Annotated in this window: 20 protein-coding genes; 13 read left to right on the forward strand and 7 right to left on the reverse strand. The window is 72.7% G+C overall.

Annotated features, from left to right (window positions below; all coding sequences use genetic code 11):
* Positions 1 to 248 precede the first annotated feature (248 nt).
* The 4 genes from mmuM (at position 249) to ACZ4XD_RS32170 (ending at position 3,766) form a co-directional block, all read left to right on the forward strand.
* Positions 249 to 1,169 (forward strand): homocysteine S-methyltransferase, encoded by a 921-nt coding sequence (gene mmuM, locus ACZ4XD_RS32155; RefSeq protein WP_468047922.1) that lies wholly within the window; start codon positions 249 to 251, stop codon positions 1,167 to 1,169.
* Positions 1,170 to 1,335: 166 nt separating this feature from the next.
* Positions 1,336 to 2,133, forward strand: a complete 798-nt coding sequence (locus ACZ4XD_RS32160) for a basic amino acid ABC transporter substrate-binding protein (RefSeq protein WP_468047924.1) — start codon at positions 1,336 to 1,338, stop codon at positions 2,131 to 2,133.
* An 11-nt stretch (positions 2,134 to 2,144) separates the two neighbouring features.
* Positions 2,145 to 2,930, forward strand: coding sequence for an amino acid ABC transporter permease (locus ACZ4XD_RS32165; protein WP_042160743.1), 786 nt, complete (start codon positions 2,145 to 2,147; stop codon positions 2,928 to 2,930).
* Between the two features lie 5 nt (positions 2,931 to 2,935).
* On the forward strand, positions 2,936 to 3,766 hold the full coding sequence (locus tag ACZ4XD_RS32170; RefSeq protein WP_386682995.1) for an amino acid ABC transporter ATP-binding protein: 831 nt from the start codon (positions 2,936 to 2,938) through the stop codon (positions 3,764 to 3,766).
* 206 nt (positions 3,767 to 3,972) lie between these two features.
* Here ACZ4XD_RS32170 and ACZ4XD_RS32175 read toward each other — a convergent pair whose 3' ends face one another.
* Positions 3,973 to 4,815 (reverse strand): hypothetical protein, encoded by an 843-nt coding sequence (locus tag ACZ4XD_RS32175; RefSeq protein WP_468047927.1) that lies wholly within the window; start codon positions 4,813 to 4,815, stop codon positions 3,973 to 3,975.
* A 135-nt stretch (positions 4,816 to 4,950) separates the two neighbouring features.
* Between ACZ4XD_RS32175 and ACZ4XD_RS32180 the strand changes: the two genes are divergently transcribed.
* Entirely contained in the window at positions 4,951 to 5,916 is a 966-nt protein-coding gene (locus tag ACZ4XD_RS32180; protein WP_468047929.1) for an acetylxylan esterase, read from the forward strand.
* A 25-nt stretch (positions 5,917 to 5,941) separates the two neighbouring features.
* Here the strand turns inward: ACZ4XD_RS32180 and xylA are convergent, their stop codons facing one another.
* Positions 5,942 to 7,105 (reverse strand): xylose isomerase, encoded by a 1,164-nt coding sequence (gene xylA, locus ACZ4XD_RS32185; protein ID WP_468047931.1) that lies wholly within the window; start codon positions 7,103 to 7,105, stop codon positions 5,942 to 5,944.
* Positions 7,106 to 7,235: 130 nt separating this feature from the next.
* Between xylA and xylB the strand changes: the two genes are divergently transcribed.
* From xylB to ACZ4XD_RS32215, 6 genes are all read left to right on the forward strand, one after another.
* Positions 7,236 to 8,666, forward strand: a complete 1,431-nt coding sequence (xylB, locus tag ACZ4XD_RS32190) for a xylulokinase (RefSeq protein ID WP_468047933.1) — start codon at positions 7,236 to 7,238, stop codon at positions 8,664 to 8,666.
* A 52-nt stretch (positions 8,667 to 8,718) separates the two neighbouring features.
* Positions 8,719 to 9,993 carry an ROK family protein gene (locus ACZ4XD_RS32195; protein ID WP_468047936.1) on the forward strand — a complete coding sequence of 425 codons (1,275 nt, stop codon included), beginning with the start codon at positions 8,719 to 8,721 and terminating at the stop codon, positions 9,991 to 9,993.
* A gap of 167 nt (positions 9,994 to 10,160) precedes the next feature.
* Positions 10,161 to 11,570 (forward strand): family 2B encapsulin nanocompartment shell protein, encoded by a 1,410-nt coding sequence (locus ACZ4XD_RS32200; RefSeq protein WP_468047938.1) that lies wholly within the window; start codon positions 10,161 to 10,163, stop codon positions 11,568 to 11,570.
* A 119-nt stretch (positions 11,571 to 11,689) separates the two neighbouring features.
* Positions 11,690 to 13,105, forward strand: coding sequence for a family 2B encapsulin nanocompartment shell protein (locus ACZ4XD_RS32205; protein ID WP_468047940.1), 1,416 nt, complete (start codon positions 11,690 to 11,692; stop codon positions 13,103 to 13,105).
* Positions 13,106 to 13,348: 243 nt separating this feature from the next.
* Complete coding sequence (locus tag ACZ4XD_RS32210; RefSeq protein ID WP_468047941.1) at positions 13,349 to 14,050, forward strand: N-acetylmuramoyl-L-alanine amidase; 702 nt, start codon at positions 13,349 to 13,351, stop codon at positions 14,048 to 14,050.
* A 78-nt stretch (positions 14,051 to 14,128) separates the two neighbouring features.
* The gene (locus ACZ4XD_RS32215; RefSeq protein WP_468047982.1) at positions 14,129 to 15,334 is read left to right on the forward strand and encodes a phosphodiester glycosidase family protein; all 1,206 of its coding nucleotides are present in this window, start codon (positions 14,129 to 14,131) and stop codon (positions 15,332 to 15,334) included.
* Positions 15,335 to 15,384: 50 nt separating this feature from the next.
* On the opposite strand, the gene ACZ4XD_RS32220 is transcribed toward ACZ4XD_RS32215, so the two are convergent.
* The gene (locus tag ACZ4XD_RS32220) at positions 15,385 to 15,579 is read right to left on the reverse strand and encodes a hypothetical protein (RefSeq protein WP_387236296.1); all 195 of its coding nucleotides are present in this window, start codon (positions 15,577 to 15,579) and stop codon (positions 15,385 to 15,387) included.
* 272 nt (positions 15,580 to 15,851) lie between these two features.
* On the opposite strand from ACZ4XD_RS32220, the gene ACZ4XD_RS32225 reads away from it, so the two are divergent.
* Together ACZ4XD_RS32225 and lysX are read left to right on the forward strand one after the other, a co-directional pair.
* Positions 15,852 to 16,754, forward strand: coding sequence for an Ig-like domain-containing protein (locus ACZ4XD_RS32225; RefSeq protein ID WP_468047944.1), 903 nt, complete (start codon positions 15,852 to 15,854; stop codon positions 16,752 to 16,754).
* A 26-nt stretch (positions 16,755 to 16,780) separates the two neighbouring features.
* A complete protein-coding gene (lysX, locus tag ACZ4XD_RS32230) occupies positions 16,781 to 20,098 on the forward strand; it encodes a bifunctional lysylphosphatidylglycerol synthetase/lysine--tRNA ligase LysX (RefSeq protein WP_468047946.1) in 3,318 nt (1,105 codons plus the stop codon).
* Positions 20,099 to 20,241: 143 nt separating this feature from the next.
* Here the strand turns inward: lysX and ACZ4XD_RS32235 are convergent, their stop codons facing one another.
* The 4 genes from ACZ4XD_RS32235 to ACZ4XD_RS32250 are packed head-to-tail and all read right to left on the reverse strand — an operon-like array spanning position 20,242 to position 25,497.
* Positions 20,242 to 21,393, reverse strand: a complete 1,152-nt coding sequence (locus ACZ4XD_RS32235) for an alkaline phosphatase family protein (protein ID WP_468047948.1) — start codon at positions 21,391 to 21,393, stop codon at positions 20,242 to 20,244.
* Between the two features lie 47 nt (positions 21,394 to 21,440).
* Complete coding sequence (locus tag ACZ4XD_RS32240) at positions 21,441 to 22,364, reverse strand: galactokinase (protein WP_468047950.1); 924 nt, start codon at positions 22,362 to 22,364, stop codon at positions 21,441 to 21,443.
* Complete coding sequence (locus ACZ4XD_RS32245) at positions 22,361 to 24,217, reverse strand: methyltransferase domain-containing protein (RefSeq protein ID WP_468047952.1); 1,857 nt, start codon at positions 24,215 to 24,217, stop codon at positions 22,361 to 22,363. Before ACZ4XD_RS32245 ends, ACZ4XD_RS32240 begins: the two co-directional genes overlap by 4 nt.
* A gap of 5 nt (positions 24,218 to 24,222) precedes the next feature.
* On the reverse strand, positions 24,223 to 25,497 hold the full coding sequence (locus ACZ4XD_RS32250; protein ID WP_468047984.1) for a glycosyltransferase: 1,275 nt from the start codon (positions 25,495 to 25,497) through the stop codon (positions 24,223 to 24,225).

Here is a 25,497-nt window from a genome sequence, read left to right on the forward strand (position 1 = left end):
TGCCCCCCCCCCCCCCCCCCCACCTCCCCCCCCCCCCCCCCCCTCTCCCCTCCCCCCCCCCCCCCCCCCCCCCCCCCCCCCCCCCCCCCCCCCCCCCCCCCCCCCCCCCCCCCCCACGCCCCTGCGCGAAGAGCCGACCGGCGGCGTACGCGAAGGCGCCGGCCAGGGCCGCGCTCACCGCCCGGCACTACGATCTTGGGTGAGGCGTGGGTACCCGCGCGTCCCGCAGCACCGAGAGGCTCCGCACCATGGTCAGCACGTTCCCGCCGCTCGCCGACGCCCTCGCCGCGGGGCCGGTCGTCCTCGACGGCGGGCTGTCGAACCAGCTGGAGGCCGCCGGGCACGACCTCAGCGACGCCCTGTGGTCGGCACGGCTGCTGGCCGAGGAGCCCGCGGCCGTCATCCGGGCGCATCTGGCGTACTACGAGGCCGGGGCGCAGGTCGCGATTACCTCCAGCTATCAGGCGACGTTCGAGGGGTTCGCGCGGCGCGGCATCGGCACGGAACAGGCGGCGGAGCTGCTGGCCCGGAGCGTGGAGCTGGCCCGTGAGGCGGCCGGACGGGCCACGGCCGCCGGGGTCACCGGGCCGCTGTATGTGGCCGCCTCGGCCGGCCCGTACGGCGCGATGCTGGCCGACGGCTCCGAATACCGCGGCCGCTACGGGCTGTCGGTGGCGGAGCTGGAGCGGTTCCACCGGCCGCGGCTGGAGGTGCTGGCGGCGGCCCGGCCGGATGTGCTGGCGCTGGAGACGGTGCCGGACGCCGAGGAGGCCCGGGCGCTGCTGCGGGCGGTGCGCGGGCTGGGTGTCCCGGCCTATCTGTCGTACAGCGTCGCCGGGGACCGGACCCGGGCCGGGCAGCCGCTGGCGGAGGCGTTCGCGGTGGCGGCGGAGGCGGACGAGGTGATCGCGGTGGGGGTGAACTGCTGCGCGCCGGACGACGCGGACCGGGCGGTGCCGCTGGCGGCGCAGATCACCGGCAAGCCGGTGGTGGTCTATCCCAACAGCGGGGAGCGCTGGGACGCGGCGGCCCGGGCGTGGTGCGGCAGCCCGGAGTTCAGCGCGGACCGGGTCGCCGCCTGGGCCGCGGACGGTGCCCGGCTCATCGGGGGCTGCTGCCGGGTGGGGCCGGAGGCGATCGCGGAGCTGGCGGCCGGGCTCGGCCGCTGACGGGCGCCGGGAGCGGGACCGGCGGCGCTCGCGGCTCCGGACGCGGGCCCAAGGCGTTACACAGACGCAACCGACGGGGCGGCGACAGAGCCCCGGGCCGATGGCAGGATGCAGCCACATCGCAGCATGCACGGCTTGGATGATCTGTATCCGTTCTGGAGGACCAGTGTCCGCTCGCTCCGCGTTGCCTGTCATAGCCGTTGCCACGGCCGTCGTCGTCCTGGCGGGGTGCAGCAGCACCAAGTCCGACGGGAAGAAGGGGTCCGGCGGCCTGGAACTGGTCTCCTCCGGGACCCTGAAGACCTGCACCCACCTGCCGTACGCACCGTTCCAGGTGAAGAAGGACGGCAAGGTCGTCGGATTCGATGTGGATCTGGTGGATCTGGTCGCCAAGGATCTCGGCGTCAAGCAGGAGATCGTCAACACGCCCTTCGAAGGCATTGAGACCGGCCAGGACTTCACCATCCGCAAATGCGACCTGGCCGCCGCCGGCATGACGATCACGGCCGCGCGGGACAAGGTCATGGATTTCTCCGACCCCTATTTCAATGCCACCCAGGCACTGTTGACGAAGAAGAGCAAGCCCGTCAAGAAGATCGAGGATCTCAAGGGCAAGAAGCTCGGCTATCAGAAGGCCACCACCGGCGGGATCTACGCCAAGGACCACGGCAAGGGCGTCGAACTGGTGGAGTTCGAGGACCTGGGGCTGTTGCTGACCGCGGTGAAGTCCGGCCAGGTCGATGCCGGCATCAACGACAACGGGGTGCTCTTCGACTATGTGAAGCAGAACCCGGACACCAAGGTCACCGCGGAATTCAACACGGGTGAGCACTACGGCATCGGCGTACGCACCGGCAATGACGCGCTGCGCAAGAAGATCAACGCGGCGCTGAAGAAGGCGAAATCCGACGGGAGTTACGACCGGATCTACAAGAAGTGGTTCGGCACCACCCCGCAGAGCTGAGGCCGCCCGTTATGTCTGTGTCCAAAAGACAGCGCGCGCGGATCACCCGCGGCGTGCAGTACGGCGTGCTGGTCGCCGCCGTGGTGGTCTTCGCGCTGATCGCCGACTGGCACCAGCTGCGGATGGCGTTCTTCGATGTCGAGGTCGCGAAGGCGCTCTTCCCGGAGATCATCACCACGGCACTGGTGAACACCGTCCTCTACACCCTGCTCGGATTCGGTTTCGGTCTGGCGCTGGGGCTGGTGCTGGCGCTGATGCGGCTCTCGTCGGTGCCGCCCTACCGCTGGATCGCGGTCACCTATATCGAGTTCTTCCGCGGTATCCCCTGTCTACTGGTGTTCATCGCCCTCGGCTTCGGTGTGCCGCTGGCCTTCGAGGTCGCGCTCGATATGAACGTCACCGTGATGCTGTCGCTCGGGCTGGTCGGTGCGGCCTATATGGCGGAGACCATCCGGGCCGGCATTCAGGCCGTCCCCAAGGGGCAGACGGAGGCGGCGCGTTCATTGGGAATGTCGCAGGGGCGGGCGATGGCCTCGATCGTCATTCCGCAGGCGTTCCGTATCGTGCTGCCGCCGCTGACCAATGAACTGATTCTGCTCACCAAGGACTCCTCGCTGGTGTATCTGCTGGGTCTTTCCCTCACCCAGTTCGAACTGGCCAACTTCGGCCGGGACGCGCTCAATGAGCACAAGAGCCTGACCCCGATCCTGATCGCAGGGCTGCTCTATCTCGTGATCACCCTCCCCCTCGGCCAGCTGGTCCGTCGGCTGGAGGCCCGTACGGCGAAGGCCAGGTGAGCGGCGTGACGACCGAGCAGGCGGCACCGGAGACGGTGGACGCGAAGGCCATCGACGTACAGGGCCTGCGCAAGGCCTTCGGGGAGCTGGAGGTGCTGCGCGGGATCGACTTCTCGGTGGCGCGCGGTGAGGTGGTGTGTGTCATCGGGCCCTCGGGCTCCGGGAAATCGACCCTGCTGCGCTGTGTGAATCTGCTGGAGGAGCCGAGCGCGGGCCGGGTGGTGGTGGCCGGCACCGAGGTCACCGACCCGGACGTGGACATCGACCGGGTCCGCCGGCGGATCGGGATGGTCTTCCAGTCCTTCAACCTCTTTCCGCATCTGACCGTGCTGGAGAACCTCACGATCTCCCAGCGGCGGGTGCTGCGCCGCGACCGCACGGAGGCGGAGCGGGTCGCCCGTGCCAACCTCGAACGGGTCGGGCTGAGCGACAAGGCGGCCGCCTATCCGGCGCAGCTGTCGGGCGGGCAGCAGCAGCGGGTGGCGATCGCCCGTGCGCTGTCGATGGACCCGGAGCTGATGCTCTTCGACGAGCCGACCTCGGCGCTGGACCCGGAGCTGGTCGGTGATGTGCTGGCGGTGATGCGGGGGCTGGCGCAGGAGGGGATGACGATGCTCGTCGTCACCCATGAGATGAGCTTCGCCCGGGAGGTCGCCGACCGGGTGGTGTTCATGGACGGCGGCGTGATCGTCGAGCAGGGCACCCCGGAGCAGGTGGTGGGGGCCCCGCAGCACGAGCGGACCAGGACGTTTCTGGCGCGGGTGCTGGATCCGGCGGCCGCCGAGGTCGGCGAGGTCGCGGACACCGGCGCCGCGGGCAAGCGGGTGGATCGCTGAGCGGGGGCTGAGCCCTCGGGCACCGAACTGCCGCGGTGCGCGCACCGACGGGGGGGGGGGGGGGGGGGGGGGGGGGGGGGGGGGGGGTGTGGGGGGAAGCCGAGGGGGGGGGGGGGGGGGGAGCGGGGGGCCTCCCCCCCCCCCCCCCCGCCCCGTGGTGGTCCTGCCCTCGCCCCGTGGTGGTCCGCTGACCTCCGCGGCGGCGGTCAGGACAGCGGCTTGGTGAGCTTCTTGGTAAGCGAACGGTTGCCGGTCAGGCTACAGCTGATGGTCTTGATGCCGAGCCGGTAGCCGCTGAGGCTGGGGTACTGGACGTAGGTGCCCTCGGCGGTGCCGGAGGGCTGCTGGGCCGCCTTGCGCTCCAGCTCGTCGCGGCACAGCGAGGCCGCCTTGCTCTGGATGCCCGATTCGGTGGTGAGCCCGGACCCCAGACGGTGCGTGGCGACGACCTCGGCGTCGTGCGGGCCGTTGCAGGAGGCTTCGTCGTTGTTGCCGCCGCCGTCCGCGGGGCGGTCGTAGCAGTCGCCGACCTTCAGCAGATAGAAGGGGATCTTGCCGTTTGAGGGCGTCGGCAGGGACTTCTCGAAGTCACCGCCGGTGGGCGACGCGGTGGGCGTGGGGTCGTCGTAGGGCGTCGGGGACGCGCTCTCGGACGGGGTGGCGCTGGTGCTCGAACCGGACGGCTGGGCGCGGTGGTTGCCGCCGTCATCGCTGTTGGCCACCACGATGATGGTGATGACGGCGGCCAGCACGATCACGCCACCGCCGATGATCGCCGCGATGGTCTTGCCGTTGCCGCCACCGCCGGGCGGGCCGGGGGGCTGCTGCCAGCCGCCGGGGCCGCCGGGTCCGGGCGGACCATAGCCGCCCGCGGGCGGGCCGTAGCCGCCGGGGGCCTGGCCGCCCGGGGGCGTGCCGTAGCCACCCGGGCCGTATCCGCCCTGACCCTGACCGCTCGGCCCGTAGGCACCGGCCGGCGGGCCGAAGCCGCCCGGAGGGGCGTTGGGCGGCTGGTTCGGCTGATTCGGCGGGGGCGGAGGAAAGCTCATGGCGGAAATGATCGCTTCTTTACTCGGTTTTACGGGACTCGGTGACCAACCTGGAACAATTCACGTCTGAAATGTCCGGCCCCTGGGCACCGTTGGCGACAGACAGCAAGCCAGCCTACGGCCCGGAGGCTTTCCGTGTTCACCGACCTTCCCCTGGACGCGCTGCACACCTACTGCCCACCGCGTCCGGAGCCGGCCGGCTTCGACGCGTTCTGGCGGCGCACCCTCGTCGAGGCCCGCACCCATGCCCTCGACCCGTGCTTCACCGAGGTCGATGCGGGGCTCGCCCTGCTGCACACCCATGACGTGACATTCGCGGGCTTCGGCGGGCATCCCGTCCGCGGCTGGTTCCTGCTCCCGCGCGCGGCCGCCGGACCGCTGCCGTGCGTCGTGCAGTACCTCGGATACGGGGGCGGGCGACTGCTGCCGCACGACTGGCTGCTGTGGCCGTCCGCCGGCTACGCCACGCTGGTCATGGACACCCGTGGGCAGAGCGGCCCCAACCGGCCCGGTGACACCCCCGATCCGGTCGGTTCCGACAATCCGGGGGTCCCCGGCAAGCTGACCCAGGGACTGCTCGATCCGCACGGCTACTACTACCGGCGGCTGTTCACCGACGCGGTACGGGCCGTGGAGGCGGCGCGCGGCCATGGCGCGGTGGACTCCGACCGGGTCGTGGTCGCCGGCCACAGCCAGGGCGGCGCCGCGGCGCTGGCGGTGGCGGGCCTGGTCCCCGGCCTGGCGGGGGCCTTGATCGATGCGCCGTTCCTGACGCACATCCGCCGTGCGCTGGAGGTCACGGACGTCGGCCCGTACGGCGAACTCACCCGCTACTTCGCGGGGGCACGGGACCGGATCGACACCGCGCTGCACACCCTGGACCACTTCGACGGCCTGAACTTCGCCGCCCGCGCCACCGCCCCGGCACTCTTCGGCACCGCACTGCGCGACGAGGTGACCCCACCGTCCACCGGTTTCGCCGCCTTCCATCACTACGCGGGCGAGAAGGAACTGAAGGTGTGGCGGTTCAACGCCCATGAGAGCGGCGGCGGTGAGCAGCGGGCCGCCGAAATAGCCTTTCTGCGCGGCCTGCTCGGGTGAGCAGGTCCGGGCCCGGACCCGGCCCTCAGAACGCCCCGAGCAGATGCTCCAGCGCCAGCTGGTCCAGATGCTCGAAGGCCATCCCACGGGCGGCCGCCGCCTCGACGTCGAACGTCTCGTAGGCGGTGGCATCGGCGAGCAGGCCGGCCAGGCCGTCCTCGGCGGTGGGGCGGGCCAGCTGGTCCAGGCGCGCGGCCCGCAGCGCGTCCTGGACGGCCGGGTCGGACCGGAAGGCCGCCGCGCGCTCCTTGAGGAGCAGATAGTTGCGCATACAGCCGGCCGCCGAGGTCCAGACGCCGTCCAGGTCCTCGGTGCGCGGCGGCTTGAAGTCGAAGTGCCGCGGCCCGTCATAGCCGGCCGTTTCCAGCAGGTCGACGAGCCAGAAAGCAGCACGCAGATCACCCGCGCCGAAGCGGAGGTCCTGGTCGTACTTGATTCCGCTCTGGCCGTTGAGGTCGATGTGGAAGAGCTTGTCCGCCCACAGCGCCTGGGCGATGCCGTGCGGGAAGTTCAGCCCGGCCATCTGCTCGTGGCCGACCTCGGGGTTGACGCCGAAGCGCTCGGGGTGCTCCAGCCGTTCGATGAAGGCGAGGGCGTGCCCGACGGTGGGCAGGAGGATGTCGCCGCGCGGCTCGTTGGGCTTGGGTTCGAGGGCGAATTTCAGGTCGTAGCCCTGCTCGATGACGTATTGACCGAGGAGGTCGAAGGCCTCCTTCAGCCGGTCCAGGGCGGTCCGTACGTCCTTGGCCGCGCCGGATTCGGCGCCTTCCCGGCCGCCCCATGCGACATAGGTACGGGCGCCGAGGTCGGCGGCGAGGTCGATGTTGCGGAGGGTCTTGCGCAGGGCGTAGCGGCGGATGTCGCGGTCGTTGGCGGTGAAGGCACCGTCCTTGAAGACGGGGTGGGTGAAGAGGTTGGTGGTGGCCATCGGGACGATCAGGCCGGTGGCGTCCAGGGCCTGCCGGAAGCGTTTGACGGCCGCCTCGCGCTCGATGCCGCCGGCGCCGAACGGGATCAGATCGTCGTCGTGGAAGGTGACGCCGTACGCACCGAGGTCGGCGAGGCGGTGCACCGATTCCACCGGGTCCAGGGCGCGGCGGGTGGCGTCCCCGAAGGGGTCCCGGCCCTGCCAGCCGACGGTCCACAGGCCGAAGCTGAACTTGTCCGCGGGCGTGGGCTGACGGCTCATCGCGACTCCCTCGATCATTTCGTCAAGGCACTTTACAAATTCTGCCGCGGCCAAACTAATATGCGACAGCACACCGGGGAACCCCCTGGACCGAGAGCACGGATGACGGGCCTCCGAGGGAGAGTGCACGATGGCCGCACAGGCTGCGGGACCGCTGGTCGTCGGGGTGGACAGCTCCACCCAGTCCACCAAGGCGCTGGTCGTGGACGCGGTGACCGGTGAGGTCCTCGCCCGGGGCCAGGCGCCGCACACGGTCGGCGGCGGCGCCGGCAAGGAGAGCGACCCACGGCAGTGGTGGCAGGCGCTGGGTGAGGCGCTGGCTCAGTGCGGCGACGCGGTGCGGCAGGCCTCGGCGGTGTCCGTCGGCGGGCAGCAGCACGGGCTGGTCACGCTGGACGCGGCCGGCGAGCCGGTGCGTCCGGCCCTGCTGTGGAACGACGTCCGGCCGGCGCCGCAGAGCGAGCGGCTGATCGCGGAGCGGGGCGGTGCGAGGGCCTGGGCGGACCGGGTCGGGAGCGTGCCGGGACCGGCGTTCACGGTGGCCAAGTGGGCCTGGCTGCGCGAGCACGAGCCGGCCGCGGCCGCCGCCACCGCCGCGGTGCGGCTGCCGCACGACTACCTCACCGAGCGGCTGACGGGCGAGGCCGTCACCGATCGCGGCGATGCGTCCGGGACCGGCTGGTGGGCATCGTCCACCGGGTCCTATGACGCGGAGATCCTGGCGCACGTCGGGCTGGACCCGGCGCTGCTGCCGCGGGTGGCGCTGCCGGGTGAGGCCGCCGGGACCGTACACGCCGGTCATCTGCCGCTGCCCAAGGGCGCGTTGGTGGCCGCCGGCACGGGCGACAACATGGCGGCCGCGCTCGGTCTGGGCCTGCGCCCCGGCCTGCCGGTGCTGAGTCTGGGCACCTCGGGGACGGTCTATGCGGTCTCCACCCACCGGCCCGCCGATCCGTCCGGCACCGTGGCGGGCTTCGCCGACGCCCGCGGCGACTGGCTGCCGCTGGCCTGCACCCTGAACTGCACGCTCGCCGTGGACCGGGTGGCGGCGCTGCTGGGCCGCGAACGGGAGGCCGTGGAGGAGGGCGGCGGGGTGGTGATGCTGCCGTACCTGGACGGGGAGCGCACCCCGAATCTGCCCGGCGCCTCGGGGCTGGTGCACGGGCTGCGGCACGACACCACGGCCGGCCAGCTGCTTCAGGCGGCCTACGACGGCGCGGTGTTCACCCTGCTGGAGGCCCTGGACCGGGTGCTGGACGCGGACGCCGCGCCCGATGCGCCGCTGCTGCTGATCGGCGGCGGCGCCCGGGGCCGGGCCTGGCGGGAGACCGTGCGCCGGCTGTCGGGCCGTCCGGTGGTGGTGCCCGAGGCGCAGGAGCTGGTGGCGCTCGGGGCGGCGGCACAGGCGGCCGGGCTGCTGCTGGAGGAGGATCCGGCGGCGGTGGCGCGCCGCTGGGGGACGGCGCGCGGCGCGGAGTACGAGGCGCGGCCGCGGGACGAGGCCGCCTGGGAGCGGCTGTCGGCGACGCTCGCCGACGGCGCGCCGCTGCTGCGGCCGTGACCGTACCCCCGCAGCCGTGGACCGGCTCCCGTTCGCACCCTCTGGAGAGCTCATGACCGCGCCCGGCGGCGACACCCAGCACGGCATCCGGCGGCGCAATCTGGCCCGGGTGCTGCGGACCGTGGCCGCGCAGGGCCCGGTCTCCCGGCCGGCGGTGGCCGCACGGATCGGGCTGACCCGGGCGGGGGTGGCGCCGCTCGTCGACGAGCTGCTGCGGGCCGGGCTGCTGGTCGAGACGGGGCGGGCGGCGACCGGCGGCCGGGGCAGGCCGGGCAGTGAACTGACGGTCAGCGACCGGGGCCCGGCCGGGATAGGGGCCGAGATAGGCGTCGACCACCTGGCGGTGTGCGCGGTCGATCTGCGCGGGCGGGTCCGGGCCAGGGTCGCGGCCGATGCCGCGAACCGGCACCGCGCTCCCGGGCCGGTGCTGCGGCAGCTGTCCGGCCTGCTCGCCGAGGTGACCGCGGAGATGGCCGGCGAGGGCCTGCGGCCGGCCGGGCTGACGGTCGCGGTGCCCGGTCTGGTGGCCCGCGACGCCACGACCGTGGTGCACGCCCCCAACCTCGGCTGGCGGGCGGCCGATCTCGCACCGGGGCTGGCCGGGGTGACGGCCCCGGAGGACGGCTCGTTCACCGTCCCGCTCACCGTCGAGAACGAGGCCAACCTCGGTGCGCTGGCCGAACTCCGGCTGGGCGGAGACGCCGGCCGGCCCGCCCCGCCACCGGACTTCGTGCATGTGTCGGCGGAGGCCGGGATCGGTGCCGCGGTCGTCGTGGACGGCCAACTCCTGCGGGGCGCCCGGGGCTTCGCGGGGGAGCTGGGGCATGTGCCGGTGTATCCGGACGGCCCGGCGTGCGACTGCGGCGGCCGTGGCTGTCTGGAGCAGTACGCGGGGGAACCGGCCGTGCTGCGGGCGGGCGGGCTCACCCCCGAGCGGGCGGCGGCACATCCGGGGCCGGGTGCCCGTATCGGTCTGCTGGCTCGCCGGGCCGCCGACGGGGACGCCGCCGTCGTCCGCGCCCTGCACGAGGCGGGGACGGCGCTGGGCATCGCGCTCGCCGGGGCGGTGAATCTGCTCGATCCGCAGGCGGTGGTCCTCGGGGGTGCGCTGGCCGGGCTGGCGCCCTGGGTACTGCCGTCCCTGGAGCGGGAGTTGACGCTGCGGACGGCCGTCACGGCGGAGAGCGGGCGGGCCGGCGGGCCGACGGTGACGGTGTCCCGGCTGGGCGCCGACGGACCGCTGCTCGGAGCGGCACACGCGGCGCTCCAAGGCGTCCTGGACGACCCCCTCCATTGCTGCGCCCCGGCACACTCTCCCCGGAATTGAGCCCGCTAAACCTTTCCAGGGAGCGGGAATTCCATGCCACCCAATCGAGCGATTGTGCCGATAAAAACAGCACCACTACCTTCGGTTCGGCGGGCCGCCGCGGAACTGCCTTGAAACGGGGTTTCGGGGCGGGCCGCATCGCACCGTTCGAGGAGACAGGTGGCACTGTGACCATTGCCGATGAATCGCTGCACGGCACCGCGGAAGAGGCCCGGAATTCCAGCCTGAGTACCACCGCGGCGCGGAATTTGGCGACCACCACCAAAACCGCGCCACAGATGCAGGGCATCACTTCCCGATGGCTGCTGCGGCTGCTGCCCTGGGTGCAGGTTTCCGGTGGCACCTATCGCGTGAACCGCCGGCTGACCTACACCCTCGGCGACGGGCGCATCGATTTCGACACCAGTGGCAGTGATGTTGCCATCATCCCCGAGGAGCTGCGCGAGCTGCCCGCCCTGCGGGAGTTCACCGATACCGAGGTGCTGGCGGCGCTCGGCGACCGCTTCACCCAGCAGGAATACGCGCCCGGTGAACTCATCGTTGAAGCCGGCGGGCCGGGCGACCGGCTGGTGTTGCTGGTGCACGGCCGGGTGGACCGTATCGGCACCGGCAAATACGGCGAGGACACGGTGCTCGAAGCGCTGGCCGGCGGGGACCACCTGGGCGACGAGCCGCTCACCGATTCCGAGGGGACCTGGCAGTTCAGCTATCGGGCGGTGACCCGGGTGACCGTCATGACGCTGTCCCGGCAGGCCGCGCAGGAGATCATCGACCGCTCCCCCGGGCTGCGCGAGCATCTGGCCGCGGCCGGCCAGGGCACCGCGCAGCCGACGAACGCGAGCGGGGAGTCCGCGGTCTCCGTCGCCTCGGGCCACCAGGGCGAGCCGTCCCTTCCCGGCACCTTCGTCGACTACGACGTCACGCCCCGGGAGTACGAACTCAGCGTCGCGCAGACCGTGCTGCGCACCCACAGCCGGGTCGGCGACCTCTACAGCGATCCGATGAACCAGGTGGAGGAGCAGCTCAAGCTGACCATCCAGGCGCTGCGGGAGCGTCAGGAACACGAGATGATCAACAACCCCGAGTTCGGGCTGCTGCACAACGCCGACCTCAAGCAGCGCATCCACACCCGCACCGGCCCGCCCACCCCCGACGACCTCGACGATCTGCTCGCGACGGTCTGGAAGGAACCGGGCTTCCTGCTCGCGCATCCCCTGACGATCGCGGCCATCGGGCGGGAGTGCAGCGCCCGCGGGCTCTATCCGACCGCGGTCGATTTCATGGGGCATTCGCTGCCCTCCTGGCGCGGGGTGCCGATTTTCCCGTGCAACAAGATTCCGGTGACGAAGGAGCGGACGAGTTCGGTGCTGCTGCTGCGCACCGGCGAGGAGCAGCAGGGCGTGGTCGGCCTGCAGCAGACCGGAATTCCCGATGAATACGAGCCGGGTCTCTCGGTACGTTATATGGGCATGGACGACCGGGCGGTCATCAAGTATCTGGTCAGCGCCTATTATTCGGCGGCCATTCTGGTGCCCGATGCGCTGGGTGTTCTCGACGACGTACAGATCGGCCACTGAAAGACCTCCGGCGGAAAAGCGGCCGCGCCCCGGCATTTCCCGCCGTCCTGGCGCGCGGGCATTTCCGCGCACCGCACCGATCTACGCACCGCACAGACAAGAACAGGTGAGCCTTCCTCATGACCACATCGGTGGACCCGACGTCCGGCCCGCAGGCGTCCGCGCCCGAGCAGACCCGCTCCAGCCTGGACACCGCGGCAGCGCGCAAGCTGGCGACCACGACCAAGACCGTGCCGCAGATGCAGGGGATCTCCTCCCGCTGGCTGCTGCGCATCCTGCCCTGGACGCAGGTCTCCGGCGGTGCGTACCGCGTCAACCGGCGGCTTACCCACACCCTCGGTGACGGACGGGTGGAGTTCGTCTCGACCGGGTCCGAAGTCCGGGTGATTCCGGCCGAGTTGCGCGAGCTGGCGCCGCTGCGCGGCTTCGCCGACGCCTCGGCGCTGGAGGCGCTGGCGGACCGGTTCGTCCAGCGCGAGTTCGCGCCCGGTGATGTGCTCGCCCGGGCGGGCGGGCCGACCGACCGGATCGTGCTGATCGCCCACGGCAAGCTCGACCGTATCGGCACCGGCAAGTACGGCGACGAGACCGTGCTGGGGGTGCTGGCCGACGGTGACGCGATCGGTGCGGCGGCGCTGCTGACCGCGGACGCGGAGTGGGAGCACTCCGTACGGGCGGTGACCCGGGTGACCGCGCTGACCCTGTACCGCAGTGACCTGGAGGAGGTGCTGGGCCGGTCGGAGTCGCTGCGCACCCACCTCGCGGACGTCGGTGCGGCGCTGGTGCCGGCGCAGAACAAGCACGGTGAGGCGGCCATCGAACTCGCCGCGGGCCATGTCGGCGAGCCGATGCTGCCGGGCACCTTCGCCGACTACGAACTGGCGCCGCGGGAGTACGAACTCAGCGTCGCCCAGACGGTGTTGAAGGTGCATTCGCGGGTCGCCGATCTCTACAACGACCCGATGAACCAGCTGGACCAGCAGCTGCGGCTGACCGTGGAGGCGCTGCGGGAGCGCCAGGAGCACGAGATGGTCAACAACCCCGAGTTCGGGCTGCTGCACAACGCCGACCTCAAGCAGCGCATCCACACCCGCAGCGGCCCGCCCACCCCCGACGACCTGGACGAGCTGATCTCCCGGCGCCGTAAGACGCAGTTCCTGCTGGCGCATCCGCGGACGATCGCGGCCATCGGGCGGGAGTGGAACGCCCGGGGTATCTACCCCACCACCGCGGAGGTCGAGGGCAGCACGGTCCGTGCCTGGCGGGGCATTCCGCTGCTGCCCTGCAACAAGATCCCGGTCACCCCGGACCAGACCAGCTCGATTCTGGCGCTGCGGGTCGGCGAGGAGAACCAGGGCGTGGTCGGACTGCACCAGACCGGCATCCCGGACGAGTACCGGCCCGGCCTCTCGGTGCGCTTCATGGGCATCAATGACCAGGCGGTCATCAATTACCTGGTCAGTGCCTACTTTTCGGCGGCGGTGCTGGTGCCGGACGCGCTGGGCATTCTGGAGGACGTCGAGATCGGCCACTGACCGGCGGGGTCCACGCACCCGGGTGCCGCGTCCACGAGCGGCCGTCAGCGCCGTCGGCGTGGCACCCGGGTGACGCCCGATCAGGTACCCCGTGCCCCTCCTGACCTGCGCCGTTCTGCCTTTGGTCGAGCCATTGGCAGAACGGCCATTCCCTTGGCAGGCCGTGCCCTGTTGCGCATCATGAACGCACCGCATGTGCGTGACATGTACGCGACCACCCCTCGGTCCTTGTCAGGAGTTCACATGGAGCCCGCCCCCCGCCACCCGGCCCGCCGGCGCCTGCTGACCGGAGCGGCCGCGCTCGCCGCGTCCGCCGCACTCACCCCCCTCACGGCAGGCGCCACCGCCGCCGCCACGCGCCGGCGGACACCGTCCGGCGGCGCCTACCCCCCGGTCCACTGGGTTCCGGCCAGCCCGGGCAACTTCACCGCCGCCGACCGCCCGGCGCAGTATCCGGTCGAGCGGGTCGTGGTGCATGTGACCCAGGAGACCTACCGGGACACCCTCAAGCTGTTCCAGGACCCGGCGCACAAGGCGGCCGCGCACTATGTCGTACGGTCCGCCGACGGCTATCTCGCCCAGTGCGTCCGCGAACGGGACGTCGCCTGGCACGCCGGGAACTGGGACTACAACACCCGCAGCATCGGCATCGAGCACGAGGGCTGGATCGACGACCCGACCTGGTTCACCGACCCGCTCTACGAGCAGTCCGCCCTGCTCACCGCCGCCATCTGTGACCGCTACCGGATCCCCAAGGACCGGGAGCACATCATCGGCCATGTCGAGATCCCCGGCACCGACCACACCGACCCCGGTGAGTTCTGGGACTGGGCGCGCTATCTCCAGCTGGTCAACGACGTCTCCTGGCACACGCCGGATGACCCGGTCCGGCGACACGACGGCCGTTCCGCCGGTCTACGGATTCCTGACACCTCCGGGTCATAGTGAGCGTCTCCGGCGCCTGGGACAGTTGACGTGAGGTCAGGGGGGATCGTGAAGCGGCGATTCGGTCGGGTTCGCGCGATGCTGACGGTGCTGGTGGCGTGGGGTGTGCTGGCCGGCGGAGGGGTGACGGGCGGATCGCCGGCCGCGGCCGCGGGAACGGATCTCCGCCGCTCGGGTGCCGTGCCGGTGGCACCCGGTGTGGTCTACGGCGAGTTCCGGATGACGCTGCCGCGCGGCACCGTGCACGGGCATCTGCTGACCGTCGATCTGGCCGATCCGCGGGTCACCGTGGATCTGCTCTACCCGGGGGCGGTCGGCGCACGGTCCCCGGTCTCCCAACTGGCCGCGGAGCGCCGGGCGGTGGGGGCCGTCAACGGCGACTTCTTCAACATCACCGAGACCCAGCACCCGGGGGTGCAGCCGACCGGTGCCGCGGTCGGCCCGGCGGTGGCCGCGGGGCGGCAGCTGAAGGGCGCGGTGCCCGACGGGCAGCGGTTCGGACCGGCGATGCCGCCCGGGGCGACCACCGAGGACGTGATCGGCGTCGGCTATGACCGCCGCGCCCGGCTGGACCGGCTCACGCTGCGCGGTGCGGTGCTGACCGGCCAGGGAGCGCTGCCGCTGCGCGGACTGAACCAGTACGCGCTGCCGGTCGGCGGGATCGGCGCGTACACCGCACAGTGGGGTCCGGCGTCCCGCCTGCGCGCCACCTGCGGGACGGATACCGACCGGGCGGCGCCGTGCAGTACGGAGACCGCGGAGGTGACGGTCCGGCACGGCCGGGTGACGGCCATCGGGGAGGTGCCGGGCGCCGGCGGGGTGGCCGTGGGCAGTGTGGTGCTGGTGGGCCGGGAGGAAGGGGCGCGGCAGCTGCGCGGGCTGCGCCTCGGTGAGCCGGTGAACGTCAGCTCCTACCTCGCCGGCCGGGGGCACGGCCGCCTGCGCTGTGCGGTGGGCGGCTTCCCGATCGTGCGGGACGGTGCGCCGCTGGCCGGACTGGACACGGCCGCCGTGGCGGTGCGTACGTCCGCGGGGACCGGGGACGGCGGCCGGATGCTGTATCTCATGGCGCTGGACGGGGCACCGGGCCAGACCGGCCTGACGGTGCGCGAACTGGCGGAGCTGATGGCGCAGTTGGGGGCGCGGGACGCGATGGACCTGGACGGCGGCGGTTCCTCGACCCTGGTCACCGGCGACGCCTACGGGGCCACGGTCCGCAACCATCCGTCCGGGGGCGCCGAGCGGCCGGTACCCAATGCACTCGGGGTGTTCTCCGCCGGCTGAACGGACGGCGCCGCGACCGCGGCGCCGCGCCTCCCGCCGGGCCGCCCTCGTTACGGACGCAGGCTGCTCACCACGTCGGCGGCGCCGGACAGCCCTTGGTGGATGTCCGGGGCGAGGCTGCTGCTCGCCAGATAGAAGCCGAGCAGCGCGCACACCAGGGCGTGCGAGAACTTGAGCTTGCCGCTGCGCAGGAAGATCACGGCCAGGACCACCAGCAGCAGGACGACCGAGATGGAAATCGCCACGGGACGCACACCTCCTCAACCGCCGCCCGAACGGACGGCAAGGGGTGGCCAGTTTGGCGTATTTCAGGGTATGTCCGGTTCTTGTCCGGGTGCTCCGATCGGGTGATCACTGCGGGTCACAGGGCGGCGGGATGCCGGGAACGGTGGCGGCACGGGCGGGAGGTCACACCACCGTGGCGTGGATCACATCACTCCCCGCAACGGAGGGTGGCGATCGGTCGTCTTAGCGGCCGACAGCGCCGCCCTCCCCCCTGCCGACGGAAAGCCCCCAGATGAGCCAGCCCCCTTCCCTCCGCCACCGGACGTTCCGGCGGCGGTGCCCCGCACTCGCCCTGGTCACGGCCGTCGGCGCGGGCACGCTCAGCGCCTGCGCGGGCATCACGGCGCCGGCGCCGGTGGCCGACCCGGTGAAGGTGGCGCTGGGGGCGGCCGGCGGCACCAGGACCGTGCAGGCCGGCGACAAGCTGAAGGTGACCGCGGAGGGCGGCGTGCTGACCGAGGTGACGGTGACCGACCCCAGGGGCCGGCGGCTGCCCGGCGGGTTCGGGGCCGACGGCACCTTCTGGACCTCCAGCGCCGAGATCGCCCCGGCCACCAAGTACTCCATCGTCGCCAGGACCAGGAGCGACCGGGGCGGTGTCGGCGCGGCCAGGGAGTCGCTGACCACCGCGCAGCCGGCCAGGCTCAACACGCTGGTGCTCGACCCCGGCACCCAGGACGCCGTGGTCGCCGTCGACCGGCTGCTCACCCTCACCTTCGACCACCCGGTGACCGACCGGCCCGCGGTGGAGCGCCGGCTGCGCGTCACCACCGACGACCGGACGACCGGTTCCTGGCACTGGACGAAGGACCCCAACGGCAAGGACCAGGTGAGCTGGCGGCCCGCACAGCGCTGGAAACCGGGCACCGAGGTCAGGCTGCGGGCGGAGCTCGACGGGGTGGATTCCGGCGGCGGGCGCTACTTTTCCGGCGACTATGACCTGAACTTCACCATCAGCCGGAGTTGCACCGACTCGGACCTGGGGCGGGTTTGTGGCAAGGTCCACATGGGTGACCCCGCCGGGATCGCCCCGTCCTCCGTACGAGGGAAAGACGACCACACCACGGGGATCGGAGACTGGCACGACCGGCGATCCCCGTGGCGGCGAAACAGCGCCCCCGCGTCGAGCAGCTGACCCCTTTCAGAGCCTAGTGTGACGGAATGAGCACCGTGCAGGACCAGGAACAACTCACGGGGTGGCGGCGCTTCCAGCGCCGGGTCCCCAATGGCTTCGCCATCATCTTCAGCGTATTGGGGCTCTTTTGTGCCCTGACGGCGCTGATCGGGCCGCTCCGGCGCGGACTCCAGCCGGTGATCTACTGGCTGGACACCCTCACCATCCCGGTGGCGCCGAACTTCGCCTATGCGGCGTTCCTCTTCCTCCTGGGCGCGGCGATGACCGCCCGGAAACGGGTGGCGCTGTGGTTCGTGGTGGCCTACATGGTGCTGGTCATCCTGGCCGACGCGCTGTTCCTGGCCTACCGGCTCTGGGAGTTCTCGTTCTCCCTGGTGCTGTGTGCCGGGGCGCTGGTGCTGCTGCTCGTCTCGCACCGCGAGTTCTACGCGATCACCCGGCGCGGTGCGTTCCTGCGCGCCATCCTGGTGCTGGTCGGCGGGCTCGTGGCGGCGGTGCTGATCGGCTGGGGAATGGTGTCGCTGGCCCCGGGCACGCTGGAGGCCGGCGCCGCCAACCGGCTGCTGTGGACGGCCAACCGGGTCTGCGGCGGGCTGGTCGGCGGCCATCTCGTCGAGGGGCATCCGCCGCACTGGATCAGCGCCGTGCTCGGTCTGCTCGGTGCGCTGGCGCTGCTGAACGCGGCCGCCACGCTGTTCCGTTCGCAGCGGATGGAGGCCGCGCTGCACGGTGACGAGGAGGACCGCATCCGGGCGCTGCTGGACCGCTACGGCAGCCAGGACTCGCTCGGCTACTTCGCCACCCGCCGCGACAAGGCCGTGGTCTTCTCCCCCAGCGGCAAGGCCGCCGTCACCTACCGCGTCGAGGCCGGGGTCTGCCTGGCCAGCGGTGACCCGGTCGGTGACCGTGAGGCATGGACCCAGGCCATCGAGGCATGGCTGGAGGTCGCGGGGCGGTACGGCTGGCAGCCGGCCGTCATGGGCGCGAGCGAGGACGGCGCCAAGGCGTTCGCCCGCAGCGGTCTGAACGCGCTGCAGCTCGGCGACGAGGCGATCCTGCACGTCAAGGACTTCGACCTGGCCGGCCGGGAGATGCGGGTGACCCGCCAGGCCGTCAACCGCGTCGAGCGGACCGGTGCCACCTTCCGCGTCCGGCGCCACTCCGCGCTGACCGACGAGGAGATGCAGGAGGTCATCCACCGGGCGGACGCCTGGCGGGACACCGAGACCGAGCGCGGCTTCTCGATGGCGCTGGACCGGCTGGGCGACCCCGCGGACGGGGAGTGCCTGCTGGCCGAGGCGTTCGACGGTGACGGCAACATGATCGCGCTGCTGTCGTTCGTCCCCTGGGGCACGGACGGCATCTCGCTGGACGTGATGCGCCGCGACCGCAGCGCGCCCAACGGCGTCATGGAGTTCATGGTGGCCCAGCTCTGCGCCCAGTCCGGGGCGATGGGCGTGCGCCGGATCTCGCTGAACTTCGCGGTGTTCCGCTCCGCCTTCGAGGAGGGCGCCCGGATCGGGGCCGGCCCGGTGCTGAAGGTCTGGCGCCGGCTGCTGCTGTTCTTCTCCAAGTGGTGGCAGCTGGAGGCGCTCTACCGCTCCAACGCGAAGTACAACCCGGAGTGGTATCCGCGGTTCCTGTGCTACGCGGACGCCGGTGCGCTGGCCCGGATCGCCCTGGGCTCGGGTATCGCCGAGGGCTTCGTCGACGTACCGAGCCTGGGCGCGCTGTGGGGCAAGGGCCACAAGAAGCGGGTGCTGGCCCCCGCGAGCACCGCCGGTCTGCCCTCGCTGGACGAACTCGGGCTGGTCAAGGCGGCGCCGGCCACCGATGAGGAGCAGCACGCACAGGAGCTGGCCGCGCTGCCCGAGCAGGTGCGGGTGCGCCACCTCAAGCTGGAGCGGCTGCGGGAGGCCGGCACCGACCCGTATCCGGTCGGCGTGCGGCGTACGCACACCCTGGGCGAGGTCCGCGACGAGTACCCGGAGCTCGCGCCCGGTACGCGCACCGGCAAGTCCGTCAGCGTCGCCGGGCGGGTGCTGCTCACCCGTGACCACGGCGGGGTGCTCTTCGCGGTGCTGCGCGACTGGTCGGGCGATCTCCAGATCGCACTGACCCGGGACGGCAGCGGCAAGGAACTGCTGGACCGCTTCGGTTCGGACATCGACCTCGGTGACCATGTCGAGGCGGAGGGCGAGGTCGGCAGCAGTGACCGCGGCGAGCTCACCGTGTTCGTCACCGGGTGGCGGCTGACGGCCAAGTGTCTGCGGCCGCTGCCCGACAAGCGGCGCGGGCTGTCCGACCCGGAGGCCAAGGTCCGCCAGCGGTATGTGGACCTGGTGGTCTCGACGGACGCGCGGGACAACCTGCGGGCGCGCAGCACGGCCGTGCAGGCGCTGCGCCAGGGGCTGATCGACCGCGGCTACCTGGAGGTCGAGACGCCGATGCTCCAGCAGATCCACGGCGGCGCCAACGCCCGTCCGTTCCACACCCATATCAACGCCTACGATCTCGATCTGTATCTGCGGATCGCGCCGGAGCTATATCTCAAGCGGCTGTGTGTGGGCGGTATGGAGAAGGTCTTCGAGATGGGACGGACGTTCCGCAACGAGGGCATCTCCTACAAGCACAACCCCGAGTTCACGATGCTGGAGGCGTACCAGGCGTTCGCCGACTACGACGTGATGCTGGACCTGACCCGGGAGCTGATCCAGAGTGCGGCGATCGCCGCGTTCGGCAGCGCCACCGCCCGTAAGGCGGACGGGAACGGCAAGCTCGTCGAGCACGACATCTCGGGGATCTGGCCGGTCAAGACCGTTTACGGCGCGATCTCCGAGGCGCTCGGTGAGGAGGTCGACGCGGACACCGCGCCGGACCGGCTGCGCCGGCTGTGCCATGCCTCGGCGGTGCCGGTGAAGCCGGAGATGGGCCGCGGCGACATCGTGCTGGAGATGTATGAGCGCCTGGTGGAGGAGAAGACTCAACTCCCCACGTTCTACAAGGACTTCCCGACCGATGTGTCGCCGCTGACCCGGCAGCACCGCAAGGACCCGCGGCTCGCCGAGCGCTGGGACCTGGTCGCGTTCGGCACCGAGCTGGGCACCGCCTACTCGGAGCTGACCGACCCGGTCGAGCAGCGTCGGCGGCTCACCGCGCAGTCGCTGCTGGCGGCCGGCGGTGACCCGGAGGCGATGGAGCTGGACGAGGACTTCCTCCAGGCGCTGGAGTACGCGATGCCGCCGACCGGTGGTCTGGGCATCGGCGTGGACCGGCTGGTGATGTTCCTGACGGGTCTGTCGATCCGTGAGACGCTGCCGTTCCCGCTGGTACGGCGCCGCTGACAGGCATCCCGGGACCCGCGGTCACCGCGGGCGGTACGGCACCGGCCACCTCCTTGCGGGGGTGGCCGGTGGCGTAGGCGGGTGCCGCCCCGCACACGCCGGTCGTCGGTGGTCAGTCGCCATTGTCGCTCGCCGGTCGCCGGTCAGAACCAGTTGACGGTGAGCGGGAAGTCGGCGGTGGCGGTGGCGCCCCTGGCGTCGGTGGCGGTGACGGTGACCGGGAGGGTGCCGGTCTGCCACGGTCTGCCGGTGATACGGCCACCGGCGGCGTCGAGGGTCAGGCCCAGGGGCAGGCCGGTGGCGCGGTAGGTGAGCGGGGGTGTGCCTCCGGTGGCGGTCAGCTGGACGGTGCAGGACCGGCCGAAGCGGCAGGTCTGCGGGCCGGGGGTGGTGAGCGTGAGGTCGTCGCCGGGCGGTTCGGTGCCGCCGGTGTCGAACGCCGCGGTGACGGGGGTGGCGGTGGCGGCGTTGCCCGCGTGGCCGGTGCCGTACATGTCCTCGAAGGTCCGCAGCAGGCTGAAGTGGTTGTAGTCGCCGCTCACCGCGCCCCGCTTGACATGGGCGCCGTGGAAGACGGTCGCGATCCGGTTGGAGCCGAGGTAGTTGTCCTCGTCCCAGGTCACCATCAGCAGGCTGTTGTGGTCCTTGGCCCACCGGGCGTAGGAGTCGAGGTTGTTCCTGAGCCAGGTGTCGCCGCTGCCGACCGCGCAGTCGTGCATGTCGTTGCACATGTCCGGAATGACGAAGGACAGCGTCGGCAGCTTGGTGAAGTCGTCCTTGGGGAATTGCGCGAAGGTCTTGCCGGTGGTCACCGGCAGGTTCTTGAAGGCGAACCAGGGGTTGTGCTTCTGCGCGTAGCGGCCGCTGGAGCAGGTGGTGGAGCCCTCGTTGGGCAGTCCCTCGTTGTAGCTGGCGAAGGTCTTGCCGGCCGCGATCAGCTCCTGGCCGAGATTGGGGGCGGACAGCGACTGCGCGGTGTAGCAGCCGTCGCCGGTGACACCCTGGGTGGCGCCGGAGAAGAGGTTGAAGTAGTTCGGCTGGCTGGGGTGGGTGAGGGCCTTCATGCCGGTCAGTTCGGCGCCGTCCTGGGCGAGTTGGTTGAGGTAGGGCGCCTGGGCGTTGCCGATGATCTCGCCGTACTGCTTGTTCTCGAAGACCACGATCACGACATGGTCGTAGGACGGCAGCGCGGACCGGACGGTCCGGGCGTCCGCCGCGGAGGCGACGGCGAGCAGGCCGAGCGTGCCGAGTGTCGCCACGACCGCCCTGCGCAGGCGGATCGCTGTGCGTCTCATCTGGTTCTCAGCTCCTTGTCCGGGGGGTGAGGGACGGGTGGGGGTGGTCAGTCCTCGCGTCGGGCCGCGTCCGCGACCGCGATCCGCAGAAAGCGCGGTATGGGCAGGTCGCAGCGGCGGCAGGCTTCGGCCACCGCGTCCCGGACCGCCGCGCGCCGGTCGGGCGGCATCAGCAGCAGCACGCTGCGGCCCGGCCGTTGTCCGGGCCACGAGGCGGACCAGGCACCGGCGCGCAGGGCGTCGTGGACCGCGGTGGCGAGCGCGGTGGCGGTGGCCGTGGCGCCGCCGGTGGAGCGGCGGGCGGTCACCAGCAGCAGGCTCGGCTGCGGGCCGCCGTCCGGGGCGCGAAGCGGCCGGCAACTGCCGTCGGGTGCCAGCAGCCGGCCGGGCCGGGCGAAGAGCACGGCCCGGCGCAGCGCGTCATCGCCGGGCACTCCGGCGGCCAGCAGCCGCGCCAGCTGTGCGCGGGCCGGCGGGCAGCCGCCCCGGTCGGCGTGCACGGACGCGACCGCCAGCGCGGCGGCGCACTCCAGCGGCTCGGCGCCGGACAGCCCCACGGCGTCCGGCAGGGTGGCGTTCAGGTAGAGATCGGCGCCGCCGCGGCCGAGGCCGGCGGCGGCGAGGGTGCGCAGCGCGGCGTACGGGCGGGCCGCCCAGCCGGGGGCGTGGCCGGCCGGTCCGGTGAGCGGGAGTTCGGCGGTCTCGGCCGGGTGGTGGAGCGAGCCGCAGCGCAGCATGCCGTCGTCGCGCGGGGCGACGGCCGCGGCGACATACCAGTTGGCCGCCGCGACCCAGCCGGTGCGGGGCGCCGTACCGGTTCCGGGCGGCGCGGCGGGCGGGGTGAGCCGGAAGGCGTACGGTGCCCGCCACACCGCTTCGGGCCGGCGGTGGTACGCCGTCGCGAAACCGTGGGCGAGCAGCCGCACCAGGGGGTCCGCGGTCGCGCGGCGGGCCAGGTCCACCGTGTTCATCCCAGCTCTTTGCGGGCGAGCAGCCGGTAGGCGTTGCCGCCGTCGGTGGCCCGCGCGATCGCGGTGCGCAGGTTGTCGACGGCGAGGGCGGCGGCGTAGCCGGGAACGGCCATGGCCTGTACGGCGCTTCGGGCGGCACGGCGGGCGCGGGTGGCGGGGACGGTGGCCCAGGGGGCGAGCGGGTCGGGGGCGAGCCCGTTCGCGGCGAGGGCGACGGCGCCGAGGAAGTCCGCGTTGTTCTGGTGGGCGGGGCCGTGCTGCTCGGCGAGTACGGTGAAGCCGCGGGCCTCCAGGGCCTGTTTGAGGTTGCCGGCCGGCATCAGGTGCTGGTGCTGGGGCTGGAACCAGGGCAGCCAGTAGCGGCCGAGCAGCCGGGCGATCCGGGACTCGGGGTCGGGGAGTTCGATCAGCAGATGGCCGCCGGGGGCCAGGACCTTGACGGCCGCGTCGAGTTCGGCGCGCGGGTCCCGGGTGTGTTCGAGGTAGTGGTGCATGCTCACGGTGTCGTAGCGGCCGGCGAGCCGGTCGGCGAGATCGGGGAACTGGCCCTGGTAGGCGGTGTCGATCCAGCCCCGCCGTTCGGCCGCGTGGACCCCTTCGCCCATGTCCAGCCCGTCGAAGCGGGTGTCGGGCCAGACGCCGCGGGCGGCGTTGCAGAAGTGCCCCCCGGCGGTGCCGACGTCGAGCCAGGCCCTGGGGGTGGTGAAGGGCCGGAGCAGCTCGGCGCGGTCGCGGTAGGTGGCGGTCATCCGGCCGAGGACCAGGGCGGCGCCCTCGCCACCGAGGCCCTCGTAGAAGTCGCGGTAGTAGAAGTCGAGCCCGTCCGGCGTGAGCCGGGGGTTCTGGAAGACATGGCCGCAGTGGCGGCACTCCTCCAGGGTGAAGCGGCCGGGCTTGCCCTGGAGCAGGTCGGGCATCCGGACCCGTACGACGGGGTCGGGAGCCGAGCACCAGGGGCAGTCGGCGCGGCGGGGTTCGAAGAACCGGTCGGTGCCGGCGGCGAGGTCGGCGGTGTACGCGGCGTGGCGCGCCGGGGCGGCGGCCCGGGGCTGCTCGGGTGGGGTGGCCAGGGTGCGCAGCGCGGCGGACAGGGAGCGCAGGGGACGGGACGCGGTGGCGCGGGCCAGTCCGGCCGGGCGCGGGCCCCGGGCCGGGCTCAGTACGGCGGCGGGCTGAAGCCAGTACAGGGCGGCCGCCGCGGCGCCCCAACGGGGCGCCGAGAGCGCGCACTTCACCAGCAGCGCCAGTCCCGCCAGCTGGGCGGCGGACAGCAGGGCCGGCGGCAGGCCCCGGGCGCGGAGCTCCTCGGCGCGCCGGGTCGGGTCGGGGTGCGGGGACCGCAGGCCGGGGGCGATGGCCCAGCCGGTGGCGTCCGGGGCGTACTCCTTGAGGGTGCGGAGGAGGCGGATCAGGCCGGCCACCGACTGCGGCGGCGCCTCGGTGTCGAGCCCGGCCCGCCGGTGGATGTCGTCGGCCACCAGCAGGGCGTGGCCCGCGCCGTGGCCCGGCGCGCACCGGTCCGTGCGGTGGGCGGCCGGGTCGAGGAGCCGGAGCAGCCCGAGGACGCTCTCGGCGTCGAGGTGGGCCGGGATCAAGTCCACGACGCGCAGTCCCTCGCGGGTGGCGTGGGCGACCGCGGCGCGCAGGGTCGCCTCGTCGGCCACGACACCGGGCGCGGTGATCAGCTGCCAGCCGGTCAGCGGCGGCCGGGCGGTGTCGTGCGGCCCGGCGGGGTCGAGCACGGGCAGCGCGGCGAGCCTGCGGCGGGCGCGTACGGTACCCGCCCCCAGGGCCGTCACGGCGACGGCCGCCGCCCATCGCGTGCGGTGTCCCGAACGGTGCGCTCGCGTCATGTGGCTCACGGTCCCTTCTCGTTGTCGGTCGGGGCGGTGCCGGTGGCGGACGGGCCGGGGCGCGGTCCGGGCCGCAGTTTCTCCAGGCGGTCGGCGGCGGTGGCGGCGCCGCCCGCCGCGGCGAAGGACGCCTGGATGCGGCGGGCCGCCCGGCGGTGGGCCGGGTCGTCCAGCACGGCGGACAGCGCCTGGTGCAGCTCGTCGGCACGCGCGCGGCCGAAGCGCACTCGCACCCCCGCCCCGGCCTCGGCCACCTGGCGGGCGACGATCGGCTGGTCGTCGCGTACGGGTGCCACCACCAGCGGCAGCCCGTAGGCGAGCGCCTCGCACACGGTGTTGTGGCCGCCGTGGCACAGCACCGCGTCGAGGTGCGGCAGCAGCTGGAGCTGGGGGACGTACTCCTGGTGCAGCATGTGCGGCGGGATGTCGCCGGCGAGGTCGCCCGGGGCGGCCAGGATCAGCTGTGCCCGGTCCGCGAGGGCGTCCGCGGCGCGCAGGACCGCGGGGTAGAAGCGGGCGCCCGCCGCGCGGTTGAGGGTGCCCAGCGAGACGAGCACCCGGGCGCGGCCGGGGTCGAGCCGGCGCCACGGGAAGTCACCGCCGGCCGGGCGGGCGCCGAAGGCGGGGCCGACGAACGCGTACTGCGGCGGGTACCGCCCGGCGGCGCCGGCGGGCACGGCGTCCCGGGTGTGCGCCGCGGCCCGCTCCGGGCCGTCGTCACCGATGAGTGCGGGGGTGGAGAAGACCAGGACGAGGTGCGGGGAGAAGCGCGGGTCCCAGCCGCCGGGCGCGCCGCACTCGGCGAGCAGTGCCGCGATGCGCCGGCTCACCCACTCCCCCACCTTCGGGAAGTCGTCGAACGGCCGGACGATCTCCGCCGAGGTGGTCGCCGAGGTCGCCCAGGGCAGGCCGTGCCGGCGGGCCACCACGGGCCCGGCGAGGGCCTGTTGGTCGGTCACCAGGATGTCGGGGCGGAAGGCTTCGACGGCGGCGTGCACTCCGGGCAGCATCGCTCGGGCGAGCGGGATGAGGGCCTCCGCCCAGAGGAAGCGCAGGGCGGCGATGCCCCGCAGATCGCGCCACCGCGCGCCGCCCAGCTCCTGGCCGCCGGGCGCGTCCCGGTCTCCCGCCGCGTACAGCAGGGAGCCCGTGGGGAGCATCGGGGTCAGGGCCGCCGCGGGGCCGGTCCAGGCGACCTGGTGGCCGCGCGCGGTGAGCTCAGCGGCGACCGCGAGCGTGGGGTTGACGTGTCCGGCCAGCGGCGGGACGACGAACAGCAC

The organism is Streptomyces sp. NPDC029466, assembly GCF_055574515.1.